Annotated in this window: 21 protein-coding genes; 15 read left to right on the top strand and 6 right to left on the bottom strand. The window is 74.4% G+C overall.

The features are described 5' to 3' along the window. Positions 1–222 precede the first annotated feature (222 nt). Positions 223–1,155 (bottom strand): DUF3027 domain-containing protein, encoded by a 933-nt coding sequence (locus tag AMK24_RS05130; protein WP_242434910.1) that lies wholly within the window; start codon positions 1,153–1,155, stop codon positions 223–225. 393 nt (positions 1,156–1,548) lie between these two features. On the opposite strand from AMK24_RS05130, the gene AMK24_RS05140 reads away from it, so the two are divergent. From AMK24_RS05140 to AMK24_RS05155, 4 genes are all read left to right on the top strand, one after another. Then, positions 1,549–2,988 carry an MFS transporter gene (locus AMK24_RS05140; protein ID WP_073765335.1) on the top strand — a complete coding sequence of 480 codons (1,440 nt, stop codon included), beginning with the start codon at positions 1,549–1,551 and terminating at the stop codon, positions 2,986–2,988. A gap of 27 nt (positions 2,989–3,015) precedes the next feature. Further along, the gene (locus AMK24_RS05145) at positions 3,016–3,492 is read left to right on the top strand and encodes a DUF2771 domain-containing protein (RefSeq protein ID WP_073765336.1); all 477 of its coding nucleotides are present in this window, start codon (positions 3,016–3,018) and stop codon (positions 3,490–3,492) included. Between the two features lie 67 nt (positions 3,493–3,559). Beyond that, complete coding sequence (locus AMK24_RS05150) at positions 3,560–4,255, top strand: futalosine hydrolase (protein ID WP_073765337.1); 696 nt, start codon at positions 3,560–3,562, stop codon at positions 4,253–4,255. After that, positions 4,245–5,123, top strand: a complete 879-nt coding sequence (locus tag AMK24_RS05155) for a 1,4-dihydroxy-6-naphthoate synthase (RefSeq protein ID WP_073765338.1) — start codon at positions 4,245–4,247, stop codon at positions 5,121–5,123. The genes AMK24_RS05150 and AMK24_RS05155 overlap by 11 nt, the downstream gene beginning before the upstream one ends. 52 nt (positions 5,124–5,175) lie before the next feature. Here AMK24_RS05155 and AMK24_RS35130 read toward each other — a convergent pair whose 3' ends face one another. Further along, a complete protein-coding gene (locus AMK24_RS35130; protein ID WP_006126557.1) occupies positions 5,176–5,559 on the bottom strand; it encodes a cold-shock protein in 384 nt (127 codons plus the stop codon). Positions 5,560–5,726: 167 nt separating this feature from the next. Here AMK24_RS35130 and AMK24_RS05165 point away from each other — a divergent pair, with 167 nt between their 5' ends. Next, positions 5,727–5,963 (top strand): hypothetical protein, encoded by a 237-nt coding sequence (locus tag AMK24_RS05165; RefSeq protein WP_073765339.1) that lies wholly within the window; start codon positions 5,727–5,729, stop codon positions 5,961–5,963. Between the two features lie 154 nt (positions 5,964–6,117). Here the strand turns inward: AMK24_RS05165 and AMK24_RS05170 are convergent, their stop codons facing one another. After that, positions 6,118–6,783 carry an HAD family hydrolase gene (locus AMK24_RS05170; RefSeq protein WP_073765340.1) on the bottom strand — a complete coding sequence of 222 codons (666 nt, stop codon included), beginning with the start codon at positions 6,781–6,783 and terminating at the stop codon, positions 6,118–6,120. Positions 6,784–6,981: 198 nt separating this feature from the next. Here AMK24_RS05170 and AMK24_RS05175 point away from each other — a divergent pair, with 198 nt between their 5' ends. From AMK24_RS05175 to AMK24_RS05190, 4 genes are read left to right on the top strand one after another with little or no spacing between them, the layout of a single operon-like run. Continuing rightward, a complete protein-coding gene (locus tag AMK24_RS05175; protein WP_073765341.1) occupies positions 6,982–8,031 on the top strand; it encodes a FecCD family ABC transporter permease in 1,050 nt (349 codons plus the stop codon). Further along, a complete protein-coding gene (locus tag AMK24_RS05180) occupies positions 8,028–9,137 on the top strand; it encodes a FecCD family ABC transporter permease (protein ID WP_073765342.1) in 1,110 nt (369 codons plus the stop codon). Before AMK24_RS05175 ends, AMK24_RS05180 begins: the two co-directional genes overlap by 4 nt. After that, entirely contained in the window at positions 9,134–10,123 is a 990-nt protein-coding gene (locus AMK24_RS05185) for an ABC transporter ATP-binding protein (protein WP_242434911.1), read from the top strand. Before AMK24_RS05180 ends, AMK24_RS05185 begins: the two co-directional genes overlap by 4 nt. Positions 10,124–10,126: 3 nt before the next feature. Beyond that, positions 10,127–11,110, top strand: a complete 984-nt coding sequence (locus AMK24_RS05190) for an ABC transporter substrate-binding protein (RefSeq protein ID WP_073765343.1) — start codon at positions 10,127–10,129, stop codon at positions 11,108–11,110. A gap of 209 nt (positions 11,111–11,319) precedes the next feature. On the opposite strand, the gene AMK24_RS05195 is transcribed toward AMK24_RS05190, so the two are convergent. Continuing rightward, positions 11,320–12,681 (bottom strand): hypothetical protein, encoded by a 1,362-nt coding sequence (locus AMK24_RS05195; protein ID WP_073765344.1) that lies wholly within the window; start codon positions 12,679–12,681, stop codon positions 11,320–11,322. A gap of 64 nt (positions 12,682–12,745) precedes the next feature. Here AMK24_RS05195 and AMK24_RS05200 point away from each other — a divergent pair, with 64 nt between their 5' ends. The 3 genes from AMK24_RS05200 to AMK24_RS05210 all read left to right on the top strand — a co-directional run bounded on the left by AMK24_RS05200 (position 12,746) and on the right by AMK24_RS05210 (position 17,835). After that, positions 12,746–15,223 (top strand): helicase C-terminal domain-containing protein, encoded by a 2,478-nt coding sequence (locus AMK24_RS05200; RefSeq protein WP_073765345.1) that lies wholly within the window; start codon positions 12,746–12,748, stop codon positions 15,221–15,223. Between the two features lie 114 nt (positions 15,224–15,337). Continuing rightward, complete coding sequence (locus tag AMK24_RS05205; protein WP_073765346.1) at positions 15,338–16,102, top strand: YqjF family protein; 765 nt, start codon at positions 15,338–15,340, stop codon at positions 16,100–16,102. An 89-nt stretch (positions 16,103–16,191) separates the two neighbouring features. Then, entirely contained in the window at positions 16,192–17,835 is a 1,644-nt protein-coding gene (locus AMK24_RS05210; RefSeq protein WP_073765347.1) for a DNA repair helicase XPB, read from the top strand. A 19-nt stretch (positions 17,836–17,854) separates the two neighbouring features. Here the strand turns inward: AMK24_RS05210 and AMK24_RS05215 are convergent, their stop codons facing one another. Beyond that, a complete protein-coding gene (locus tag AMK24_RS05215; protein WP_073765348.1) occupies positions 17,855–18,046 on the bottom strand; it encodes a hypothetical protein in 192 nt (63 codons plus the stop codon). A gap of 481 nt (positions 18,047–18,527) precedes the next feature. Here AMK24_RS05215 and AMK24_RS05220 point away from each other — a divergent pair, with 481 nt between their 5' ends. Then, a complete protein-coding gene (locus AMK24_RS05220) occupies positions 18,528–20,621 on the top strand; it encodes a HelD family protein (protein ID WP_073765349.1) in 2,094 nt (697 codons plus the stop codon). Positions 20,622–20,818: 197 nt separating this feature from the next. On the opposite strand, the gene AMK24_RS05225 is transcribed toward AMK24_RS05220, so the two are convergent. Then, positions 20,819–21,508: a copper homeostasis protein CutC gene (locus AMK24_RS05225; protein ID WP_073765350.1), complete on the bottom strand. Its 690-nt coding sequence runs from the start codon at positions 21,506–21,508 to the stop codon at positions 20,819–20,821. A gap of 236 nt (positions 21,509–21,744) precedes the next feature. Between AMK24_RS05225 and AMK24_RS05230 the strand changes: the two genes are divergently transcribed. Continuing rightward, positions 21,745–24,054, top strand: a complete 2,310-nt coding sequence (locus tag AMK24_RS05230) for a heavy metal translocating P-type ATPase (RefSeq protein ID WP_073765351.1) — start codon at positions 21,745–21,747, stop codon at positions 24,052–24,054. A 307-nt stretch (positions 24,055–24,361) separates the two neighbouring features. Next, entirely contained in the window at positions 24,362–24,790 is a 429-nt protein-coding gene (locus AMK24_RS05235) for a hypothetical protein (protein WP_073765352.1), read from the top strand. Positions 24,791–24,798: the final 8 nt, after the last annotated feature.

A 24,798-nucleotide genomic window follows, 5' to 3' on the forward strand; every position in this document is an offset into this window, starting at 1 on the left:
TCCGGCCGGCCCGGCGCTCACGGCGGCCGGGGCGACCCGGCCTGTCCGGCGTCCGGGGACGGAACCCCCGGCGGGGGCGTTTCACGCCCGTCCGGCGGTGGAGGACGGAACCCCCCGGGCGGGGCGGACGGCGCGCAGACAGGGCTCCGGGGCCCGGCGCCTCGATACGGCCCCCGGCGGTCCCCGGGCGCCGCACGCCCGGCCCCCCGGCGGGCGGGGGCGTCAGGAGTGGCCCAGGTCCTCCGACAGCCCGTCCGGCTCGTCCGGGACCGAGCCGCCGCCCCGCTCCGCCCGCAGCGTGTACGCGTCCACCCGCATCGTGTCCAGCGCGTGCGGGGCCGGCTTCGGCGGGGTGGGCATCACCGCGGCCTCGGAGTGCCCGCCGCACCCGTACGCCAGCGACACCACGTGCCCGTCCGCCGGGCCGAACTCGTTCGCGCACACCCCGAACGCCTGCTTCAGCGACCCCGCCATCGGGATCAGGAACGCACAGCTCACACACGTCGCCGGGGCGGCCTGCGCCATCGGCGTCCGCGGGCCGAACGCCTCGTCCCATCGGTCGGCGGCTTCCATCAGCCCGTACCGGGACAGCACCCGCGCCCGGCGCGTGCCCAGCTCCTCGGCCACCGCGGCGATCGAACCCCGGCTGGTCGCGGCCACCGGCCGGTCGGTCAGCTCGGCGTCCTCCGCGTCGACGAGCTGCGCCATCTCCTCGGAGACCAGCGAGTTCGGCGGCGGCTCGTCCCCGCCGCTCCAGCCGGGCTCCAGCCGCAGGTCCTCCGCCTCGGTGGGCAGCAGGTCGCCGGGGCCCATGTCGCCGGGGCGCAGCCGCTCGCTCCACGGCACCCACTCCGGGGCGAGGAGTGCGTCCGCCCCCGGCAGCAGCACCGTTTCGTCCAGGGTGACGTTCTTCGCGCGGGAGGCCCGCGCCACCGTCACCGCCCAGCGCCAGCCCCGGTAGCCGGGCTCCTTGGCCTCGAAGTAGTGCGTGACGACGCGGTCCCCCTCGGAGACCACGCCGACATGCTCACCGACCACACCGGGGGCGGCGGCATCCTCGGCGGCCTCGCGCGCGAGGTCCACCGCCTCGGCGCACAGGCGGTCGGGAACGGGGGGACGGGCCGTACGGCTTCGCGTCGTCGTCGCAGCACTCACAGGTCTTCGCTTCTCTCCATACGCCAGTCTCACGAGCGCGCCAGCTGCTGGACGATTGTCGTTGCGGCCGGACAAGCCAGACGGGTCGGGGCGGAGCGGACCTGGGGGCCGCGTCGACGTCCACACCCGTTGTGCCTGCCTCGGGCGCGCCTTCTGCCATCCATTCTGCGGGATCGCGGAGAAGCGTGCGGCCAAGAACAAACGCCGGTGGCGCGTTAAGCACGCTACCCTCTCCGCCGCTCCGCGCCCACCTGCCCGCCCCAAACGTGCCGTATCCGTTCCCCGGCGGACGCCGGCGCCCGGCTCCCCCGACAGGGCGTCAACCGGGACGCCCCGCGCGAGTCCGTGACCGATCACCGTTCGAACCCGCCGGGGTTGGGGCACTATGACGAGGTGGCTGGCACCAGGTCGCACGACGGCCCCGGCCCGCTCCGCAGGGCGGGACGGGCGACCGGGCGTGCCCTGCGCGCCCCGTTCACCGGCACGGCGCGCTCCATCCGCAGGGCGACGCACGCCCACGGGGCCGGCGAGTCGGGCCTCGGCAAACTGATCGAGCTGCACGCGGTGAACGGCGCGGGCGACGTCATGATCACGGTCGCCCTCGCCTCCACGGTCTTCTTCTCCGTGCCCACGGACGAGGCGCGCGGCCGGGTCGCGCTCTACCTCGCCATCACAATGGCCCCCTTCACCCTCCTCGCCCCGGTGATCGGCCCGCTGCTGGACCGGCTGCCGCACGGCCGCCGTGCCGCGATGGCCGGGGCGATGCTGGCCCGGGCGCTGCTCGCGGTCACCATGTCGGGCGCGGTCGCCACGGGCGGCCTGGAGCTGTACCCGGCCGCACTGGGCGTCCTGGTCTGCTCGAAGGCGTACGGCGTGGTGCGCAGCGCGGTCGTGCCGCGCCTGCTGCCCCCCGGGTTCTCCCTGGTGAAGGCGAACTCCCGGGTCACCCTGGCGGGACTGCTGGCCACGGGGGTGGCGGCCCCGATCGGGGCCGGCCTCCAGACCGTCGGCTCCGCCTGGCCGCTCTACGGGGCCTGCGCGATCTTCGTCGCGGGCACCTTCCTCGCCTTCACCCTGCCGCCCAAGGTCGACTCCGCGAAGGGCGAGCGCCGGGCGCGGCTGATCGACCCGCACCACGAGCAGCCCGCCCCGCGCCCCGCCGCCGCCGGGGAGGGCGGCACCCGGGCGGGCCTGTACAGGAGAGGCAACGGGCGGAAACCGGCCAAGGAGCGGCCACCGGGCCTGCGGTCCGTCGGCGGGTCCGTCCTGCACGGGCTCCAGGCCAACGCCGCGCACCGGGCTCTCTCGGGCTTCCTCATCTTCTTCCTGGCCTTCCTGCTGCGCGAGCACCCGCTGGCCGGGCAGAGCGCGGCGGTCTCGCTCGGCATCGTCGGCGTGGCGGCCGGGGCGGGCAACGCCTGCGGGACGGCGGTGGGCTCCTGGCTCAGGGCACGCGGCCCCGAGGTCATCATCGCGACCGTGCTGGGGCTCGCGCTGGGTACGGCGCTCCTGGCCGCGGTCTTCTTCTCCACGGTCCTGGTCGCCGCGCTCGGCGCGGTCGCCGGTTTCACCCAGGCCCTCTCCAAGCTGTCGCTCGACGCGATGATCCAGCGGGACGTGCCGGAGGAGGTCCGCACGTCGGCGTTCGCCCGCTCGGAGACGTTGCTCCAGATGGCCTGGGTGGTCGGCGGCGGCATCGGGATCGCCCTGCCGCTCAACGCGGTGCTCGGCATGTCGGTCGCCGCAGGGCTTCTGGCGCTCGGCGCGGCGGCCTCCGTACGGGGCCTCCTGGGGGCCGCGCGGCGCGGCACGCCGCACCCCCGCGTGGCGTGAACGGAAGCGACCGATAGCCTTCGGCCCATGACCGTTGCGTTCTTCTCCGGTAAGGGCCGTCGAATCGGCGTAGCTCTTGGTGCCGTGTCCGCGGGACTCCTTGTCCTGTCCGCCTGCGACAAGCCGACGCCGCTCGCCACCGTGACGGTCGGCAGCGACTCGGTGAACACCGAGGCCGCCTGCTACAACGACGGGGAGGCGATCAAGGAATCCCTCGTCCAGGACTGCCTGAACAAGAAGGCCGAGAAGACCGTCGAGGTCTCCATGGACGACAAGGTCCGCTTCGGCGTCGACCCCGAGATCGCCGAGAACGGCTGGACGCTCTTCATCAACGGCCAGCAGGCCGAGCAGGAGCCGTACGACAAGACCTACCGGACGATCCCCGGCAGCGCCTTCTTCGCCAGCCAGACGGGCAAGCCCGCCGAGAAGACGACCATCTCCATCGTGGAGACCAAGGGCAAGAAGCTCACGGGCATCTGGCAGTTCGAGCTCAAGAAGGACTGAACCGTCCGGGCCGGGCGGGACCGGCCCGCCGAGCGTCCTCCCCGTCCTCGACCCTGAGGCTGAATCCGTGCGTGTGCTGGTCGTGACCGCTGTCCCGGTGGAACGGGACGCGGTCACGCGTGCGTTCGGGGGCGCCCAGGAGACGGTGGCGGTCCCGGGGGCCGAGCTGCACCGCAGTGGGGCGTTCGACGTGCTGGCGGGCGGCGCGGGCCCGGCCGCCGCCGCGGCGGCCACCGCGTTCGCCCTGGCTTCCACGCCCGCGCCGTACGGCCTCGTCGTCTCGGCCGGGATCGGCGGGGCGTTCACCCCGCTGACCCCGCTCGGTTCGCCGGTCGTGGCGAGCGGCATCGTCGCCGCCGACCTGGGCGCCGAGTCCCCCGAGGGCTTCCTCCCGGTCACCGCGCTCGGTTTCGGCCGGGACCGCTTCACCCCGCCGCCCGCGCTCGTACGGGAGGTGGCGGCCGCCACGGGCGCCGCCGCCGGTCCCGTCCTGACCGTCTCCACCGCGACCGGATCCGCCGAGCGCGCCGGGGCCCTGCTCGCCGCGCACCCGGGGGCGCTGGTCGAGGCGATGGAGGGCTTCGGGGTCGCGGAGGCCGCCGCCCGCGCCGACGTGCCCGTACTGGAACTGCGGGCCGTCTCGAACGCCGTCGGCCCCCGCGACCGGGACGCCTGGCGCATCGGGGACGCGCTGGCGGCGCTCACGGACGCGTTCGGGAAGAGCGCCCCCGTACTGGAAGGTTGGAACCGGCATGACCACTGAAACCGCACCCGGCGGCGGCCCGGCCGGGAACGCCGTCCGGATCGCCTACTCGCCCTGCCCCAACGACACGTTCGTCTTCGACGCCTGGGCGCACGGCCGGGTACCCGGCGCGCCCCCGCTGGACGTGACCTTCGCCGACATCGACCTCACCAACGGCATGGCCGAACGCGGCGAGCTGGACGTCCTGAAGGTGTCGTACGCCGTGCTGCCGTGGGTGCTCGACGAGTACGCGCTGCTGCCGTGCGGCGGGGCGCTGGGCCGGGGCTGCGGCCCGCTGGTCCTCACCCGGGAGCCGGGCCTCGACCTGACCGGCCGGAGGGTCGCCGTGCCGAGCGAGCGCTCGACGGCGTACCTGCTGTTCCGGCTCTGGGCCGCGGACATGGTCCCGGGCGGGGTCGGCGAGGTCGTCGTGATGCCGTTCGACGCGATCATGCCCGCCGTCCGGGACGGCGAGGTGGACGCGGGCCTGGTCATCCACGAGGCGCGCTTCACCTACCGGAACTTCGGGCTGCACGACCTCGCCGACATGGGCCGCCACTGGGAGGACACGACCGGCCTCCCGATCCCGCTCGGCGCGATCATCGCCAAGCGCTCCCTGGGCGAGGAGACGCTGCGCCGCCTGGCCGACTCCGTACGCGGCTCGGTCCGGCTGGCCTGGGACCACCCGGAGGTCTCCCGCCCGTACGTCCTGGAGCACGCCCAGGAGATGGACCCGGCCGTCGCGGACCAGCACATCGGGCTGTACGTGAACGAGTTCACCGCCGACCTCGGGGACGACGGCTACGCAGCGGTCCGGGGCCTGCTGACCCGCGCGGCGGCCGAGGGCCTGGTCCCGCCGCTGCGCCCGGACGCGCTGGCGTTTCCCTGAGCGACGCGCGGCCGGGGTCTGCCCGGCGGGCCCGGCCGCGCCGCCCGTCCGGTCACACGTCGAGCTGGTCCGCGACCGCCCTCAGCAGCCCCGCGATCTTCGCACCGGCCGCCTTGTCGGGGTAGCGGCCGCGCTCCAGCTGCGGGGTGATGTTCTCCAGGACCGTCGTCAGGTCCTGGACGATCGACGCCAGCTCGTCCGGCTTGCGGCGCTGCGCGGCGGCGACGGACGGGGTGGGGTCGAGGACCACCACGGAGAGGGCCTGGTCGCCGCGCTGGCCCGCGACCACGCCGAACTCCACGCGCTGGCCGGGCTTGAGCGCGTCGACTCCGGCAGGGAGTACCGACGAGTGGACGAAGACGTCGCCGCCGTCGTCGCGGGAGAGAAAGCCGAAGCCCTTCTCGCTGTTGAACCACTTGACCTTGCCGGTGGGCACGTCTGTCCTCGTCCTCGTACTCGTCGGTGCGCGGGAGAGCCGGGATACGGCTCCGGATAGCGAAGCAGCGGGTCACCGTGGCCCGCTCGGTCCCAGGCTAATGGCCCTGGGGCGGGAGACAAGACGTCGCCGGAGAGTTCCTCAGGGCTGGGAACTACCCTGGTCGGGTGAGTACTACTCCTTCAGGCGCGGGCGATCGGCTTGTTCAGGTCGGCACGATCGTCTTCTTCATCGGCGCCGTGGCCACCCTGGTCACCGTCGCCCCCTTGTTCCTGGGCACGGACCCGTTCCCGTCGATCGCGTACGCGGTCTCCATGCTGATGGGCGTCGGGTTCCTGATCGCCGCGGCCGGCGTCGTGCGCTCGGTCTGGGCGAACTCGCCGAAACGGGCCGCGAACCCGTAACCGGACCGTCGGCGTCCGGGCCGCGTACGTCTGCTTCGACGCCGCCCGGACCGCCTACGCCCGCTCCGGCGCCGCCCGGGCCGCGTGCGCCCGCTTCACGCCGTCCCGGCCGCCTGCATGCGCTTCATGTCCCCGGACCCGCCCAGGGCGTGCTTCACGCCGCCCTGCCCGCGTCGAAGGACGCCAGCCAGGCCGGGAAGGCCGTCAGCTCCTCCAGCACCACGTCCGCGCCCGCCGCCCGCAGCTCCGTCGCGTCGCACGGGCCGGTCGTCACCGCGACCGACAGCGCCCCGGCCGCCCGGGCCCCGCGTACGTCGCCGAGGTGGTCGCCGACGTACACCTGCGCGCCGTGCTCGCGCAGGGCCTCGCCCTTGGCCTCCGCCCACAGGGAGCCGATCACCGCGTCCGGCTCGATGCCGAGGTGGGCCAGGTGCAGCTTCGCGTTCGGCTCGTACTTGGCGGTGACCACGACCGCCCGGCCGCCGAGGGCCCGGACCGCGGCCACCGCCTCCCGCGCCCCGGGGAGGGCCGTGCTCGGGGCTATCGCGTGGTCGGGGTACAGCTCCCGGTAGCGGTCGGCCGCGGCGGGCACCTCGGCGGCCGGGAACCAGTGCGCCAGCTCCGTCTCCAGCGGCGGGCCGATCCGGCTCACCACCAGGTCCACGTCGATGGCCGCCCCGGTCCCCGCCGAGAGGGCCCGGTAGGCGGCGGCGATGCCGGGCCGGGAGTCGATGAGCGTCATGTCGAGGTCGAAGCCGACCGTCAGCGGACGCGGGCGCGGATCGGGGTGCGGACGGGGGTGCTGAACCGTGGAAGCCATGCCTGCCATTGTGCCGACCGGACGCGGACCCCCGGGGCCCCGCCGGGGCAGCCGCCCCGAAGCCCCCGTCGCCGCCGAAATGCCGCCGCCTAGACTGAGGCTCGTACTTAGCCAAGCCTTACCATGCGGCCGTGCCCTTCTCGTTCTCCCACGGGTCGTGTCCGTGTCCGTGGCCGGGGCCGTTCTCGATGGGGTCAGATGTCAGCGTCAGCGCCGGTGCGGGCCGCCGCGCCACCCGGGGCGCCCCGGGCGCCCCGCCTCTCCCGACGCGCCGCCGCGACGGTCGCGGCCGTCGTCGCCCTGCTGCTGGCGGTCCTGCTGAGCCTCGCCGTGGGGGCGCGTTCCATTCCTCCGGGCGAGGTGGTCGACGCCCTGCTGCACGGCGGGGACTCCGACGCCGCCCAGGTGATCCGCACGATGCGGGTGCCGCGCACGCTCATCGGCCTGATGGTCGGCGCGGCGCTGGCGCTCGCGGGCACGGTGCTCCAGGGCATCACCCGCAACCCCATCGCCGACCCCGGCATCCTCGGCATCAGCCAGGGCGCGTCGGTGGCGGTGGTGGGGGCGATCGCGTTCGCCGGAGTGCACACGCTGACCGGGTACGTGTGGTTCGCCTTCGCGGGCGCGGCCGTCGCCTCGGTCGCCGTGTACGCCATCGCGGCCCGCGGGCGCGGTGGGGCGACCCCGGTGAAGCTCGCGCTCGGCGGCGCGGCGATCAACGCGCTGCTGGTGTCGGTCACGATGGGCGTGCTCACGACGAAGGCGTCCGCGCTCGACGAGTTCCGCTTCTGGCAGGTCGGTTCGATCGCGGGCCGGGAGGCGGACGTCGCCCAGCAGGTGTGGCCGTTCCTCCTGGCCGGGGTCGTTCTGGTGCTCTCCGTCGCCCGCGGCCTGGACGCGCTCGCGCTCGGCGAGGACGTGGCCAAGGGGCTCGGGCAGAACGTCGCCGCGGTCCGGATCGTCGGCGGGATCGGCGCGACCGTGCTGACCGGCGTCGGGGTGGCCGCCGCCGGGCCGATCGCGTTCATCGGCCTCGCGGTCCCGCACATCGCCCGCGCCGTCGTCGGCGGCGACCATCGCTGGGTGCTGCCCATGGCGGCGCTGCTCGGACCCGTGATGCTGCTGGTCGCGGACGTCGTCGGCCGGATCGTGTTCCCGCCGAGCGAGGTCCCGGCCGGTGTGATGACGGCCTTGATCGGGGTGCCCTTCCTGGTCGCCCTCGTACGCCGGAAGGGAGTGCCGGCATGAGCGCCACGCGTGCGCCCGCGAAGCGCGAGAAGCCCGGGACGGAGGCGCCCGCAGGGGTCCGGCCCGCCGGGTACGCCGTCGTGAAGGCCGGGTCGCGGGGCCGGTTCCTGCTGCACCGGCGGGCCTCCCTCGTCGCGGCGGCCCTGACCGTCCTGCTGGCCGCCGTCTGCGTGGCCTACCTCTGCGTCGGGGAGAGCTTCGTCGCACCCGGCGAGGCCGTGAAGGTGATCCTCGGGCAGCCGTCGTCGGCCGAACTGGTCGTGGGCACCCTGCGGCTGCCGCGCATGGTCGTCGGGCTGCTGGTCGGCCTCGCGTTCGGGATCGCCGGGGCGCTGATCCAGACGGTGGCCCGCAACCCGCTGGCCAGCCCCGACATCATCGGCATCAGCCAGGGCGCGAGCGCGCTGACGGTCGGCGCGCTGACCTTCGGCATCACCTCGTACACCGTCCTGCCCTACCTCTCCGTCGTCGGCGGCATCGCGGCGGCGGCCCTCGTCTACGTCTTCGCCTGGCGCGGCGGCCTGCACGCCACGCGCTTCGTCCTCATCGGCATCGGTTTCGCCATCGCGCTGCGGTCGGTGACCACGCTGTTCCTGACCAAGGGCGACTACCTCGTCGCCCAGCAGGCGCAGATCTGGATGACCGGTTCGCTCAACGGGCGCGGTTGGACCGAGGCCGCCCCGATCGGCTGGACGCTGGTGGTCCTGCTGCCCGCCGTCGTCTGGGCGGCCCGGGCGCAGCGCACCGTCACGATGGACGACGACACGGCCACCGCGCTGGGCGTGCGGCTGGGGCGCGTACGGCTGGGGCTCGTCGCCCTCGGCGTGGTCCTGGCCTCCGTGGCGACGGGCACGGCCGGCCCGGTGGACTTCGTGGCGCTGCTCGCCCCGCAGATCGCCCGCCGGACGACCCGGACCGCGCAGATCCCCCTGATGTCCTCAGCGCTGCTGGGCGCGGTGATCGTCGTCGGCGGCGATCTGCTCGCCCGCAGGCTGTTCTCGCCCACCGAACTGCCCGTGGGGGTCCTCACGGCGGCGATCGGCGCCCCGTATCTGATCTGGTTGATCATCCGCGGTCACCGCGGCCGCAGTGGAGGCACCGCATGAGCCCGACGACCGACACAGGCACCGGCACCGGCACCGGCACCGGCACCGGCACCGGTGCGGAGGCGGGGACCGGCGGCAGGCTCGCCGCCCGCTCCCTGACCCTCGCGTACGAGGACCGCACCGTGGTCCGCGACCTCGACCTCACCGTGCCCGACGGCCAGGTCACCGTCATCGTCGGCCCGAACGCCTGCGGCAAGTCCACCACCCTGCGGGCGCTCGGCCGGCTGCTGAAGCCGCAGGGCGGGGCGGTCCTGCTGGACGGCACGGAGCTGGCGCGGATACCGACGAAGCAGATCGCCCGGTCCATCGGGCTGCTCCCGCAGACCCCGGTCGCGCCCGAGGCGATCACCGTCTCCGACCTGGTCGCGCGGGGCCGCCAGCCGCACCAGAGCTGGTGGCAGCAGTGGTCGGACGAGGACGAGCGGGCGGTGACCGACGCCATGGCCCGTACGGACGTGACGGCGCTCGCCGACCGTTCGGTGGACGAGCTGTCGGGCGGGCAGCGCCAGCGGGTGTGGATCGCGATGGCGCTGGCCCAGGACACGGACCTGCTGCTGCTCGACGAGCCGACGACCTACCTCGACATCGCACACCAGGTGGAAGTGCTGGACCTGGTACGCCAGCTGGCCTCCCCGGCGGCGGACGGCACCCGGGGCCGCACCGTCGTCACCGTGCTGCACGACCTCAACCAGGCCGCCCGGTACGCGGACCGCCTGGTCGCGATGAAGGAGGGCCGGATCGTCGCCGAGGGGCGGCCCGGCGACGTCGTCACCACCGACCTGGTCCGCGAGGTCTTCGGCCTGGAGGCGGTGATCGTCCCGGACCCGGTGACGGGTTCGCCGCTCGTCGTGCCGGGCGCGCCCTGGGCCCCGGCGCCCCCTGCGGCTGCCGGAGATCCGGCAGCGCCCGCCACCGATCACGCCTCCGGCCCCGGTTCCGCCTCCGGCCCCCACTCCTCCCCCTCCTCCCCCGGAAAGGCCCTCTGACCCATGACCCCGCACCGCCCCCGCGCCCTGGCCGCCCTCTCCCTGGCCGCGGCCGCCGCGCTGACCCTGGCCGCCTGCGGCTCCCCGTCCGGGGACGCCGACTCCCGCTCCGGTTCCGACTCCGGGTCGGCCGGCTCCACCCGCACGGTCAGGACGGCGATGGGCGACGTGAAGGTCAAGGAGGCCCCCGAGCGGGTGGTCGTCCTGGACACCGCCGAACTGGACTCGGCCCTCACCCTCGGCGTGAAGCCGGTCGGCTCGACCCACGCGGACGTGAAGTCCGGCTTCCTGGACTACCTGCCCGAGGACCGGGTCGCGGGCATCGAGGACGTCGGTCAGATGATGACCCCGAACCTGGAGGCCATCGCCGCGCTGAAGCCCGACCTCATCCTCACCAGCAAGGTCCGGCACGGCGACAAGTACGCCGAGCTGTCGGAGATCGCGCCGACCGTGATGACGGAGAACACCGGCTACCCCTGGAAGGAGAACTTCCAGCTCCACGCGGAGGCCCTCGGCAAGAAGGCCGAGGCGAAGAAGGTCACCGCCGACTACGCCCGCCACGTGACGGACGTGACGAAGGCGCTCGGCGGCAGGGCGAAGGCCGCCGGGACCGAGGTCAACATGGTCCGCTTCATCGAGGGCGCGGACATCCGCATCTACGGCAAGAAGAACTACATCGCCACGATCCTGGCCGACGTGGGCCTGGGCCGCCCCGCGATCACCGACAAGGCCGAGGACGGGTTCTCGTACGACGTCAGCCCCGAGAAGATCGACCTCGCGGACGCGGACGCGGTCTTCCACTCGACGTACGGCGACCCGAAGAAGGCCAAGGAGACCGAGACCACCGGCGGCGCCCTGTGGAAGAACATGGCCGCCGTGAAGAACGGCAAGGTCTTCGCGGTCGACGACCAGCTGTGGATCCAGGGCATCGGGTACACGGCGGCCGACAAGATCCTCGACGAACTGCGGACGAAGCTGACGAAGTAGCCGCCGCGCACGGGCGGGCCGGTCCTCACCGGGCGTGCACCGCGCGTACGCGGACCGGTCCTCACCGGGCGGGCGCCGCGCGGTGGCAGACAGGCCGCGGCGGTGGGCGGCCTTCGGCAGGCTCTGCCGTGCGCCGCGCGTACGCGGGCGGGACGGGGCCGGGTATCGCGCCGCGTACGCCCCGCCCGTACGCGGCGCGCGGCCGGGCCTCACCCCGTACGCCTCCGCGCGCGCCACACCAGGTAGAGCGCGGAGGCGACGGCGGCGACCCGGATCACCACCGGCCACGCGTCGAGCATGACGTCCCGCATCGCGCCCTCGCGGATCGGCTCGCCCCAGCGCCCTTCCATCCGCCCCCACACCCACACGAGCGCCCCGGCCGCCACCGTCGCCGGCAGACCGAGCGCCGCCCACTTCGCCTCCGTACGGGAGAGGGCGCGCGAGCTGTACGCGAGCAGCCAGCCGCCCGCCAGCGGCAGCCACGAACCGGTGACCACGCCCGCGACGAGCAGGGCGGCGGCCAGGAGCAGCAACGGGTGGGCGAAGCCGCCCCGGGGGCCGGGCGCGGCGACCGCGGGCTCGGCGACGACGGGAGCGGCCTTGCGGCGGCGGAGCTTGACCAGGCGCAGGGCGCGGCGGCGGGCGGCGGAGCCCTCCCCGGCCCCGGCTTCCGTCTTCCCGGCTTCGGCCTTCCCGTCTTCGGCTTCCGCGCCGACCGGCTCGTCCCCCTCCGCGCCCGCCGGGTCCTTCCCGCCGGGCCCCGGCCGCCTCCCGAGCAGTTCCGGGGCCTCGATGCCGCCGAAGAAGCCGGGAACGGCGGTTCCCTCGTCGAAGGGTCCGGGCTCCAGCCGCCACCAGTCGGTCGCCTCGCCGGAACCCCCCTGCTGACTCTGGCCGAGCATGTGCGGGGCGGAGGGGTCGGGCCAGGCGCGGACGGGTACGCCGTCGTCCCCGGCCGCGGGCCCGTCGTCGTCGCGGGCGGGGGCCGGACGGGGCACGGAGGCGCCACCGCCCCTGGCGGCGCGGGAAGCCCTCGTGCCCGCCTCCGCGCCCGCGCCTCCATCCGCGCCTGTGCCCGTGCCCGTGTCCGTGTCCGTATCCGCAGGACGTTGCCCGCCCCGCGGGGCGGCCCCGGCGGCACGGCGCGACGCGCCCCACCCGAAACCGGCTTTCGGCTTCCCCGGCCTGGGGGTGTCCGCCCGCTCGCCCGGCTCCGCCGGTTCCTTCGGCGCTCCCGGCTCCTTGCGCAGCAGCCCGCTCCGGGGCCCGGGGACGCTCCGCCGCGACGTTCCGCCCGCCCCCGCGCCGGACGGGGCGGACGGCGGCGGAACCGTGCCGTCTCCGGACTCCGCCGCCGCGGCGACCAGTTCGTCCGGGCTCCCCAGCCTGCCAATGATGCGCCGCACGGCCGCCGGGGAGTCCGCGCCCGCCGTGCCGCGCTGCCGGTCGATCTCGCTCCGGAGCGACGAGACGAGCCGCATCCGGGCGGCCGAGGACAGCTGTTGCTGCTGGGCCAGGTCGCCGACCCGGCTCAGGTAGTCGTAGACGAGCTGATCACTCTCGATCCCCACTGCGGTGCATCCCCTCTACCGGCCCTGCCCCGACGGTAGCGTTCCAGCGGCTACCGTGGGACGGATGGGGACGACCACACCACCGCGCACGCTCGCCGAAGCCCTGCGCGCCCGGGGCGACGAATCGCTGGCCGGGCTGCTGCGTGCCCGCCCCGACCTCCTGAACCCGGTGCCGAACGACATCACCCAGCTCGCCACCCGCGCCGGCACCCGGGCGTCGGTGGTCCGGGCGCTGGAGCACCTGGACCGGTTCGCGCTGCAGACCGCCGAGGCGCTGGCGGTGGCCCCGGACCCGGCCCCGTACGGCACGCTCCTGTCCCTCCTCACCGGTGACGGGCTCGACGACGGCGAGCAGCGCGAGGACGCGGGGGCGGCGATCACCGCCGCGCTCCCGGGCGCGCTGGCGACGCTGCGCGAACAGGCCCTGGTCTGGGGCGAGGACGACCGGCTGCGGTTGGTGCGCACCGCCCGCGAACTGCTCGCCCCCTCCCCGCAGCACCCCTCCCCCACCGGCCTCGGCCCCACCGTCGCGGAGGCGACGGCGGGCATGTCGCCGGGCCGTATCCAGGAGATCCTGGCGGCGACCGGCCTGCCCGCCACGCACGACCCGGTCTCGGCGGTGGCCGCGCTGTCCTCCCTGTTCACGGACCGGACGCGGATGGCGGAGCTGCTGGACACCGCACCGGTGGAGGCGCTGTCGGTGCTGGACCGGCTGGTGTGGGGGCCGCCGTACGGAGAGGTCACGCCGAACCCGACCCCGCCCGTGAAGTGGCTGCGCGACCGGGGCCTGCTGCTGCCGGTGTCCACCCGCACGGTGGTGCTGCCGCGCGAGGCCGCCCTCCACCTGCGCGCCGGCCGCGCCCACCGCGTACCCGAGCCGACGCCCCCGGCCGTCGCCACGGCCGCCGAACGCGACCCCCGGGCCGTGGACAGGGCGGCGGCCGGCCAGGCGTTCACGGCGCTGGCCACGGTCGAGGAGCTGCTGAAGCACTGGAACGGCGGCGGCCCCACGATCCTGCGCGCGGGCGGGCTGAGCGTACGGGAGTTGAAGCGCACCGCGACCGCACTGGACGTGCCGGAGCCGGCCGCCGCCTTCTGGGTCGAACTGGCCTATGGCGCGGGGCTGGTGGCGTCCGACGGGGAGAGCGACGAGCGGTACGCTCCGACGCCCGCCTCCGACGAATGGCTCGACCTGCCCGCCGGGGACCGCTGGACGCACCTGGCCACCGCCTGGCTCGCCGCCACCCGGACACCGGGCCTGGTCGGAGGCCAGGACGCCAAGGGGCGGGCCCTGTCCGCGCTCGGCCCGGAGCTGGACCGCTCGACCGCCCCCGACGTACGCCGCCGGGTGCTGGCCCTGTTCGCCGAACTGCCGCCGGGCGCCGCGCCGGACCCGGAGACGCTGCTGCGACGGCTGCGCTGGGAACGCCCGCTGCGCGGCGGCACGGCCCCGGCCGCCTCCGGTTCCGCGGAGGGGACGGACCTCCGCTCGCGCCTCGCGCTGTGGACGCTCAACGAGGCGGAGCTGCTGGGCATCACGGGCCGGGGCGCGCTGTCCTCGCAGGCCCGCGCGCTGCTGGAGGAGGGCGAGGGAGCCGCGGCGGCGCTCCTCGCCCCTCTCCTCCCCGACCCCCTGGACCACGTGCTGCTCCAGGCCGACCTGACGGCCGTGGCCCCGGGACCCCTGGAGCGCCCGCTGGCGGAGACGCTGTCCGTCCTGGCCGACGTCGAGTCGAAGGGCGGGGCGACGGTGTACCGCTTCACGCCCGGTTCGGTGCGCCGCGCCCTGGACGCCGGGCAGACGGCGTCCGACCTGCACGCGTTCCTGGCCGCGCACAGCCGCACGCCGGTGCCGCAGCCGTTGAGCTACCTGATCGACGACGTGGCCCGCCGCCACGGGCACCTGCGGATCGGGGCCGCGTCCGCGTACGTACGGTGCGACGACGAGGCGGTCCTCAACGAGATCCTGGCCGACCGCCGCTCCACGGGCCTGCGGCTGCGCCGCCTCGCACCCACGGTCCTGGCCTCCCAGGCCGACCCCGGCCCGCTCCTCGAAGCGCTGCGCGACATGGGGTACGCCCCGGCCGCCGAATCCGCCGACGGCGACGTCCTGATCACCCGCGCCGGCGCCCGCCGCACCCCGCCCCGCACACCTCCGGTCCCGGTCCCCGAGGGCCCGCCGGTCCCGGACGACACCCTGCTCGGGGCGGCGGTCCGGGCCATCCGCGCGGGCGACACCGCCGCCACGGTGATCCGCAAGGACACGTCCGAGGACCCGTCGTCCCCCACGCCTTCCGGCTCGCTCCCCCGCACCACCTCCGCCGAGACCCTGGCCACGGTCCAGGCGGCCGCGATGACGGGCTCCACCGTCTGGATCGGCTACGTCAACGCCGACGGCGCGGCCAGCCAGCGCGTGATCGCCCCGGTCCGCGTGGAGGGCGGCTTCGTCACGGCGTACGACCACACGGCCGACGAGGTCCGCACGTATCCGCTGCACCGGATCACGGGCGTGGTGGAACTGGCGGAGGACGGCGAGGGGTAGGGGCGGGGCGCCGCGGCCGACCGGGCGAGACCGGACACCGGGCCCGCACCGGCCCGCCCGTCGCCCCCGCCCGGGCGCGGTGCCGCCCCGTCCGCGTTCTGCGATGCTGCGGGCATGTCCTTCTCCCGCCGGAGCCCCGAGCCCGTGTCTCCGTACCCGCCCGCCGGGCCGATGCCGCCGCTGCTCACGCAGTCCTGGCTGGACCTGGCGTTCCTGCACTGGGCGGTCGATCCGGCGGACGTGGCGCCGCTGCTGCCGCCGGGGACCGTGCCGGACACGTTCGACGGGGCCACGACGTACGTGGGTCTGGTGGCGTTCCGGATGTACCGGGTGGGGGTGCTCGGGCTGCCGGGGCTTCCGTACCTGGGGACCTTCCCCGAGACCAATGTGCGGCTCTACTCCGTGGACGGGCAGGGCCGCCGCGGTGTCGTCTTCCGGTCGCTCGACGCCTCGCGGCTCATCCCGGTCCTCGTGGCACGGGCCGCGTTCCGGTTGCCGTACGTGTGGTCCCGGATGGACGTCGAGCGCTCCGGCGACACCCTCACCTACACCAGCAGCCGCCGCCTGCCCGGCCCGCGCGGCGCACGCAGCCGGATCGTGCTGCGGCCGGGGAAGGCGATCGGGGAGCCCACGCCCCTGGAGCACTTCCTGACGGCCCGTTGGGCGCTGCACAGCTCGTTCTTCTTCGGGCGGACCGCCTGTCTGCCCAACGCCCATCCCCGCTGGCCGCTCCACCGGGCGGAACTCCTGGAGTGCGACGAGGACCTGGTGGCGGCGGGCGGCCTGCCCGCACCGGTCGGCGATCCGGTGAGCGTGCTGTACTCCCCGGGCGTCCCGGTCCGCTTCGGGCCGCGGCGCGGGCCCCGGGCCCGGGGCTGATCGCACACCCGTCCCGCCCCGCCCCCGATGCGGCACACTGGACGTTTGGCCGCAGCCGTGGCCGTACCCCGCAGAAAGGGCCGAAGCGCGTGACCGGACCCCTCATCGTCCAGAGCGACAAGACGCTGCTCCTCGAAGTCGACCACGAGCTGGCGGACGCCTGCCGTCGTGCCATCGCGCCGTTCGCGGAGCTGGAGCGTGCGCCCGAGCACATCCACACGTACCGGGTCACCCCGCTCGGGCTGTGGAACGCCCGGGCCGCCGGGCACGACGCCGAGCAGGTCGTCGACGCCCTGGTCGAGTACTCCCGCTACCCCGTGCCGCACGCGCTCCTGGTCGACATCGCCGAGACGATGGCGCGGTACGGGCGGCTCACCCTGTCCAAGCACCCCGTGCACGGGCTCGTCCTGACCACCACCGACCGGCCCGTACTGGAGGAGATCCTCCGGTCGAAGAAGGTCCAGCCGCTGGTCGGGGCCCGGATCGACCCGGACACCGTGGCCGTCCACCCCTCCGAGCGCGGGCAGGTCAAGCAGACGCTGCTCAAGCTGGGGTGGCCCGCCGAGGACCTCGCCGGTTACGTGGACGGCGAGGCCCACCCGATCGAGCTGGCCGAGGACGGCTGGTCGCTGCGGCCGTACCAGAAGCAGGCCGTGGAGGGGTTCTGGCACGGTGGCTCGGGGGTCGTCGTGCTGCCCTGCGGCGCCGGGAAGACGCTGGTGGGCGCTGGTGCGATGGCGCAGGCCAAGGCCACCACCCTGATCCTGGTCACCAACACCGTCTCCGCCCGGCAGTGGAAGCACGAGCTGGTGAAGCGGACCTCGCTGACCGAGGACGAGATCGGCGAGTACAGCGGGACCCGCAAGGAGATCCGGCCGGTCACCATCGCCACCTACCAGGTGCTGACCACCCGGCGGAAGGGCGTCTACCCGCACCTGGAGCTGTTCGACTCCCGCGACTGGGGGCTGGTCGTCTACGACGAGGTGCACCTGCTGCCCGCGCCCGTCTTCAAGTTCACCGCCGACCTCCAGGCCCGGCGGCGGCTGGGGCTCACGGCGACGCTCGTACGCGAGGACGGCCGGGAGTCCGACGTCTTCTCGCTCATCGGGCCCAAGCGGTTCGACGCCCCGTGGAAGGAGATCGAGGCGCAGGGCTACATCGCGCCCGCCGACTGCGTCGAGGTCCGGGTCAACCTCACCGACTCCGAGCGGCTGGCGTACGCCACCGCCGAGGCGGAGGAGAAGTACCGGTTCTGCGCCACCACCGCCACCAAGCGGAAGGTGACCGAGGCGCTGGTGCGCAAGCACCAGGGCGAACAGACCCTCGTCATCGGCCAGTACATCGACCAGCTCGACGAGCTGGGCGAGCACCTGGACGCCCCCGTGATCAAGGGCGAGACCAGCAACGCCCAGCGCGAGAAGCTGTTCGAGGCGTTCCGCCAGGGCGAGATCAGCGTTCTGGTCGTCTCCAAGGTCGCGAACTTCTCCATCGACCTGCCCGAGGCCACCGTCGCCATCCAGGTCTCCGGCACCTTCGGGTCGCGCCAGGAGGAGGCCCAGCGGCTGGGCCGCGTCCTGCGGCCGAAGGCCGACGGGCACGAGGCGCGGTTCTACTCGGTGGTCGCCCGCGACACCATCGACCAGGACTTCGCGGCGCACCGCCAGCGGTTCCTGGCCGAGCAGGGGTACGCGTACCGCATCGTCGACGCGGACGAGCTGCTCGCCGGCGGCTGAGGTCCCGGTGGGGCGGGCGTCAGCGGCCCCGGCCGACGACGCCCGCCTCTTCGGCGTACTCTCCCAGGACGACGACGCCGAACGCCGTGGTCACGAACACCTTCACGGCGCGCATCGCGTCCCCGACGCGGTGGGGTCGGTGGTCACCGGTCGCCGCGGTCGCGCCGTGCGCGGGGCCGGTCGTGCGGGGGTTCAGGGTGACTGTGCTCATGTATCCATGGTGCTCCCGTCACCCGTTCGGGCGCGTCGGCCCGGAGACGGAACCCGTAGGCCGACCGGGTCGGTCCGGGGACGGAAGCCGGGGGCCGGCGCGTAGCCCTCCGGTACCGCACGGGCGCCCACGCCCCCTACGGGTATCCCCCGGTCCCTCCCCGCCTGCGGGCCGCCTCCCGCCCGGGCCGCCCCCGGGCGGACCGGCGCCCGAGCGGACCGGCGCTCCGGGCCTCCGCCCCGTGGAGATCGGTATTCCGTTTCGACCGGGCCCCGCCCTGTGACTACAATCGCCGCTCTGCCCGCCTCCCGAACCGTGGTACCGGCCCTTCACCGCCGGCAGCCGGGGGAGCGCCGCCGGCCGGACGGAAACCGGCCTGCACCCATGCGAACCAACCTTCCGAGCGGACCGCCGCCCCGGCTCCCCAGCCGGTCGCAGGACGCGGTCCGCCGTCCTGCGTTGAAGAGCCGGAGGCAACACCGTGCCCGCGCACGTAGCAGAGAGCGATTCCCCGCCCGACCCCACCGGAACCACCGACCCCCTGGCGCACGAGCGTGCCCACCTGGCCGCGTCCCGCGCCGCGCTGCGCGGGATGCGCGAGGACGTCCAGGCCCTCGACATCCGCGACGTCACCGCGAACTGGGTCAACGCCGCCGTCCTCCAGTCCCAGATCGACGACCGCATCAAGGCGCTCGCCGACCTCTCGCACACCCCGCTGTTCTTCGGCCGCCTCGACTACCTGCACGCCGTCGGCGGCGAACTGGCCGAGGGCGCGGACGGCGAGCGGTTCTACATCGGCCGCCGCCACGTCCACGACGCCGCCGGCGACCCCATGGTCATCGACTGGCGCGCGCCGGTCTCCCAGCCCTACTACCAGGCGTCCCGCACGAACCCCCAGGATGTGGGGCTGCGCCGCCGCTTCGGATACACCGGCGGCGAGCTGACCGCCTACGAGGACGAGCACCTCACCGATCCCGCCGAGGCCGAGCACACCAGCCGCCTCCTCCAGGCGGAGATCGAGCGTCCGCGCGTCGGCCCGATGCGCGACATCGTCGCCACCATCCAGCCCGAGCAGGACGAGATCGTCCGCAGCGGCCTCGGCGGAACCGTCTGTGTGCAGGGCGGGCCCGGCACCGGGAAGACCGCCGTGGGCCTGCACCGGGTGGCGTACCTGCTGTACGCGCACCGTGAGCGCCTCGCCCGTACCGGCACCCTGGTCATCGGGCCGAACCGTTCCTTCCTCCACTACATCGAGCAGGTCCTGCCCGCCCTCGGCGAGCTGGAGGTCAAGCAGGCCACCGTCGACGACCTGGTGCGCGGCGGGGTCGAGGTCCGGGGCGAGGACGAGGCCGCCACCGCCGTCGTCAAGGGCGACGCCCGGATGGCCGAGGTGCTGCGGCGGGCGGTCCGCTCCCATGTGACCGCCCCGGTCGAGCCCGTCGTCGTGGTGCGCGGCTCCCGGCGCTGGCGGGTGCCCGCGTACGAGGTCCAGGAGATGGTCGACGAGCTGCTGGCCCGCGACATGCGGTACGGGGCCGCGCACGAGGCGCTGCCGCAGCGGATCGCGCACGCCGTCCTCGTCCGGATGGAGGAGGCCGGGGAGGCCCCCGACGACCGGGTGCAGAACGCGGTGGCCCGGAACCCGGCGGTGAAGGCGGCCGTCAAGGCGGTCTGGCCCGCCGTGGACCCGGCGAAGCTGGTGCTGCGGCTGCTGTCCGACGCGGAGTTCCTGGCCGCGCACGCGGAGGGGCTGCTGAGCGAGGAGGAGCAGAAGCGGCTCCTGTGGGCGAAGCCGGCGCGCAGTGTGAAGTCGGCGAAGTGGTCGGCGGCGGACGCGGTGCTGATCGACGAGGCGACCGACCTGGTCAGCCGTACGCACTCGCTCGGCCATGTCGTCCTCGACGAGGCGCAGGACCTCTCCCCCATGCAGTACCGGGCGGTGGGGCGGCGGTGCTCGACCGGTTCCGCCACCGTCCTCGGCGACCTGGCGCAGGGGACGACGCCGTGGTCCACGGAGAGCTGGGCGGAGGCGCTGTTCCACCTGGGCAAGGCGGACGCGGTGGTGGAGGAGCTGACGGCCGGTTTCCGCGTGCCGCGCGAGGTCATCGCCTACGCCTCCCGGCTGCTGCCCGCCATCTCGCCGGGGCTCGCCCCGGTGGAGTCGGTGCGCGAGTCGCCCGGTTCGCTGGTCGTACGGGAGGTGGCGGGCGGTGCGGACGGGCTGGACGCGGCCGTGGTCGCCGCCTGCGAGGAGTCGCTGCGCCACGAGGGGTCGATCGGGCTGATCGCCGCCGACGCGCGGATTCCGGCGCTGGGTGCGGCGTTGGCGGCGGCGGGGCACGCGTACCTCTCGCCGGGTGAGGAGACGACGGCCGAGTCCCGGCTGACGCTGGTTCCGGCGTCGCTCGCCAAGGGCCTGGAGTACGACTACGTGGTGCTGGACGAGCCGGCGGCGGTGGTCGAGGGCGAACCGGACGAGCGGACGGGGCTGCGGCGGCTGTACGTGGCGCTGACACGTGCGGTGTCGGGGCTCACGGTGCTGCACGCGGCGCCGCTGCCGGAGGCGCTGGTGTAGGCCGGGCGGGAGGCGCCGGAGAGGCGGGGCCCGGGAGGCCGGGCGGGGCCCGGGAGGCCGGGCGGGGCCCGGGAGGCCGGGCGGGGCCCGGGAGGCCGGGCGGGGCCCGGGAGGCCGGGGCGGGCCGGGCGGGCTGGACAGGACCCGGCTTCCGCCCGCCCCGGACAGGGCCGGCCTCCGCCCGCCCCGGACGGGCCTCAGGCGTCCAGCGCCTCGCGCCACTCCCGTACGGCCGCCGCGTCCACCGGGCCCGACCAGCCGGACGGCCGGGCCGCGCCGCCGATGTGGACCGCGTCGATGCCCGCCGCCCGCAGTTCGGGCAGGTGGTGCAGGTGGAGGCCGCCGCCGACCAGGACCTGCGCCTCGTACCCCGGCTCGCCGCTGCGGGCCGCCTCGGCCACCAGGGTCGGGATGCCGGAGTCCACCCCGGCCGGGGAGCCCGCCGTGAGGAACGTGTCGAGACCGGGCAGCTCCGCGAGCTGGGTGCGCAGGGCGTCGCGGTCGGCGGCCCGGTCGATCGCCCGGTGGAACGTCCACGGGCAGCCGTCCAGCTCCGCGACCAGCCGCTCGACGGCGACGAGGTCGGCGTGGCCCTCCTGGTCGAGGAAGCCGAAGACGAACGCGTCGGCCCCCGCCTCCCGCATCTCGTGGGCCTTGCCGACCAGAACATCGATGTCACCGGCGGCGAACCCGTCCGCCACCCTGAGCATCACGCGCAACGGGATGTCCACGGCGGACCTGATCGCCGCGAAGGTCTCCCGGGACGGCGTCAGACCGTCGGCGGCCATGTCGGTGACCAGTTCGAGGCGGTCTGCGCCTCCGGCCTGGGCGGCGACCGCGTCCTCCGCGTCGAGAGCGATCACCTCCAGGACTGCACGGTTGCTCATAGGTCCCCATTCCTCCGATACGCAGCTATAGGTCTAGTCCAATGGCCAGCCTACGGGGCGGCGACTGGACGGCGCAGCCCTCTATAGGAACGTACGAGCAGGGCGGGACGCGACCCGACCCGCGCCCTCCGCCGCGACCGCCCCTTGCAATTCATAGGGGAGGGGGGTATACATGAGGCAGATGGAGATACCCCCTAGGGGTATCTAAGACAGAGGACGGCCCCAGGGAGGACCCCGTGTCCGCGCATTCCGCCACCACCGACACCAGCGCCGTCGGCTCCGACGCCGGCACGGCCGCGGTCGAGCTCGCGATCGGCGGGATGACCTGCGCCTCGTGCGCGGCCCGGATCGAGAAGAAGCTCAACCGGATGGACGGCGTCGAAGCCACCGTGAACTACGCCACCGAGAAGGCGAAGGTCACCTACCAGGGCTCCGAGGTCTCGGTCGACGACCTGATCGCGACCGTCGAGGCCACCGGCTACACCGCCCGGCGGCCCGCCCCGCCCGCCACCGCCCCCCGGACCGGGGGCGGCACGGACGCGGCGGACGCCCCGGCGCAGGACGCGGAGGACGACGGGCTCACCAGCCTGCGCCAGCGGCTGATCACCGCCGTCGTCCTCGCCGTACCGGTGATCGCGATGGCGATGGTCCCGGCGCTCCAGTTCGACTACTGGCAGTGGCTCTCGCTGACCCTGACCGCGCCGGTCGTCACCTACGCCGCCTGGCCCTTCCACCGGGCCGCCTGGACCAACGCGAAGCACGGCGCGGCCACCATGGACACGCTGATCTCGGTCGGCACCTCGGCCGCGTTCCTCTGGTCGTTGTGGGCGCTGTTCTTCGGGACGGCGGGCATGGTCGGGATGACGCACCCGTTCGAGTTCACCATCGCCCGCAGCGACGGCGCCGGGAACATCTATCTGGAGGCCGCGGCCGGGGTGACGGCGTTCATCCTCGCCGGGCGCTACTTCGAGGCCCGTTCGAAGCGGAAGGCGGGGGCGGCGCTGCGGGCGCTGCTGGAGCTGGGCGCGAAGGAGGTCACCGTCCTGCGCGACGGCGTCGAGTCGACGATCCCGACCGCCGAACTCCAGGTCGGGGACCGTTTCCTGGTCCGTCCCGGGGAGAAGATCGCGACGGACGGGACGGTGGTGGAGGGCTCGTCCGCCGTGGACGCCTCGATGCTCACCGGCGAATCCGTCCCCGTCGAGGTCACCACCGGCGACCCCGTCACCGGAGCCACCCTCAACGCCGCAGGACGCCTCGTCGTCGAAGCCACCCGCGTCGGCGCCGACACCCAACTCGCCCGCATGGCCCAACTCGTCGAAGACGCCCAGAACGGCAAAGCCTCCGCACAACGCCTCGCCGACCGCATCTCCGCCGTCTTCGTCCCCGTCGTCATCGCCCTCGCCCTCGCCACCCTCGGCTACTGGCTCGGCAACGGCGCCGGACTCACCGCCGCCTTCACCGCAGCCGTCGCCGTCCTCATCATCGCCTGCCCCTGCGCCCTCGGCCTCGCCACCCCCACCGCCCTCATGGTCGGCACCGGACGCGGCGCCCAACTCGGCATCCTCATCAAAGGCCCCGAAGTCCTGGAGACCACCCGCCGCGCCGACACCATCGTCCTCGACAAGACCGGCACCGTCACCACCGGCCGCATGACCCTCCAGACCATCCACACCACCCCCACCACCACCGAAACCGAAACCCTCCGCCTCGCCGGAGCCCTGGAGAACGCCTCCGAACACCCCATCGCCCAAGCCGTCGCCACCGCCGCCACCGACACCACCGGCCCCCTCCCCACCCCCGAGGACTTCGCCAACATCCCCGGACTCGGCGTCCAGGGCATCGTCGAAGGCCACGCCGTCCTCGTCGGACGCGAACAACTCCTGGCCCAGTGGGAGATCCACCTCCCCACCCCCCTCGCCGAGGCGAAGCAGGCGGCCGAAGCGGCCGGACGCACCGCGATCACCGTCGCCTGGGACGGCGAAGCACGCGCGGTGCTCGAAGTCGCCGACGCGGTCAAGGACACCAGCGCCGAAGCCATCCGCCGGCTCCGGGCCCTCGGCCTGACCCCGATCCTCCTGACCGGTGACAACCGGGCCGTGGCGGAGTCGGTCGCGGCCGAGGTCGGCATCGACGAGGTGTACGCGGAGGTCATGCCGCAGGACAAGGTCGACGTGGTCAAGCGCCTCCAGGCGGAGGGCCGTTCGGTCGCGATGGTCGGGGACGGGGTCAACGACGCCGCCGCCCTCGCGCAGGCCGACCTCGGGCTCGCGATGGGCACCGGGACGGACGCCGCGATCGAGGCGGGCGACCTCACCCTCGTCCGGGGCGACCTCAACGCCGCCGCCGACGCGATCCGCCTCTCCCGCCGCACCCTCTCCACCATCCGCACCAACCTCTTCTGGGCCTTCGCCTACAACGTCGCGGCCCTCCCCCTGGCCGCCGCCGGGCTGCTCAACCCGATGATCGCCGGAGCGGCCATGGCCTTCTCGTCGGTCTTCGTGGTCGGCAATTCGCTGCGGCTGCGCACCTTCAAGGGCGCGTGAGACCGGACCGGCCTACGGGGTCGGAGCGCGGCGGGACCGTCGAGGTCCCGCCGCGCTCGTGTGTGCGCACGGGGGCCGGGCATGTCCGGTGTTCGTCACCGTCTGTTGAACAGGGGGTGAACTCACCACAGGACCTGGGGGACTTCCGCCGCCCCCCCACCGGTCCGGCAGCGTACCGGGGGCGGGTGGAGCCCTGTTCGGGAGACGTGAGGACCGTTCACCGCCGGGCAGTAAGGTGACGGCGATTCACCGCCGTACCGGAAGAAGTCCGGTACGGCGGAGTACGCCAGAGAACAGGATGCCCAGGGTGAAGAGAATCAAGGCCGCCGTCGTCGCCGTCGCCACCATGGCGGGACTGGCCGTGTCCATCACGCCGGCCCAGGCCGCCGACATCTGCACGGCCGGTGGAAAAGGCAAGTACATATGCAAGTACGGCGTGACCAAGCACGAGCTGCCGAACGGTGAGGACGAGCAGTTCCTGGTCGGCACCGACTACGCGGTGTGGTGGCGCATCAGCACGAACGGCAGTTGGAGCAGTTGGACCTCCATGGGCAAGCCCGACCCGTCCGGCGGCGGGGCCAACGCGGCGAGCTCCATCACCGTGACGGACTGGGAGTCGGGGGGCGAGATCCGGACGAACATGGTGCTGAAGAACACCAACGGCGCCACCGTGGGCAAGATGCGCCTCGACACCGGCAGGGGCTGGCTGCCCTGGGACTACCCCAACTGCTGCTGATCACGTCG

It is taken from the genome of Streptomyces sp. CB02366, from assembly GCF_001905905.1.
Classification (GTDB): domain Bacteria; phylum Actinomycetota; class Actinomycetes; order Streptomycetales; family Streptomycetaceae; genus Streptomyces.

Bases quoted from the DNA above. Each gene is read 5' to 3' on its own strand.
- AMK24_RS05170 (WP_073765340.1), bottom strand. From the start codon at position 6,783: ATGGCTTCCACGGTTCAGCACCCCCGTCCGCACCCCGATCCGCGCCCG.
- AMK24_RS05175 (WP_073765341.1), top strand. From the start codon at position 6,982: ATGTCAGCGTCAGCGCCGGTGCGGGCCGCCGCGCCACCCGGGGCGCCC.
- AMK24_RS05190 (WP_073765343.1), top strand. From the start codon at position 10,127: ATGACCCCGCACCGCCCCCGCGCCCTGGCCGCCCTCTCCCTGGCCGCG.
- AMK24_RS05200 (WP_073765345.1), top strand. From the start codon at position 12,746: ATGGGGACGACCACACCACCGCGCACGCTCGCCGAAGCCCTGCGCGCC.
- AMK24_RS05145 (WP_073765336.1), top strand. From the start codon at position 3,016: ATGACCGTTGCGTTCTTCTCCGGTAAGGGCCGTCGAATCGGCGTAGCT.
- AMK24_RS05205 (WP_073765346.1), top strand. From the start codon at position 15,338: ATGTCCTTCTCCCGCCGGAGCCCCGAGCCCGTGTCTCCGTACCCGCCC.
- AMK24_RS05185 (WP_242434911.1), top strand. From the start codon at position 9,134: ATGAGCCCGACGACCGACACAGGCACCGGCACCGGCACCGGCACCGGC.
- AMK24_RS05215 (WP_073765348.1), bottom strand. From the start codon at position 18,046: ATGAGCACAGTCACCCTGAACCCCCGCACGACCGGCCCCGCGCACGGC.
- AMK24_RS05225 (WP_073765350.1), bottom strand. From the start codon at position 21,508: ATGAGCAACCGTGCAGTCCTGGAGGTGATCGCTCTCGACGCGGAGGAC.
- AMK24_RS05155 (WP_073765338.1), top strand. From the start codon at position 4,245: ATGACCACTGAAACCGCACCCGGCGGCGGCCCGGCCGGGAACGCCGTC.
- AMK24_RS05180 (WP_073765342.1), top strand. From the start codon at position 8,028: ATGAGCGCCACGCGTGCGCCCGCGAAGCGCGAGAAGCCCGGGACGGAG.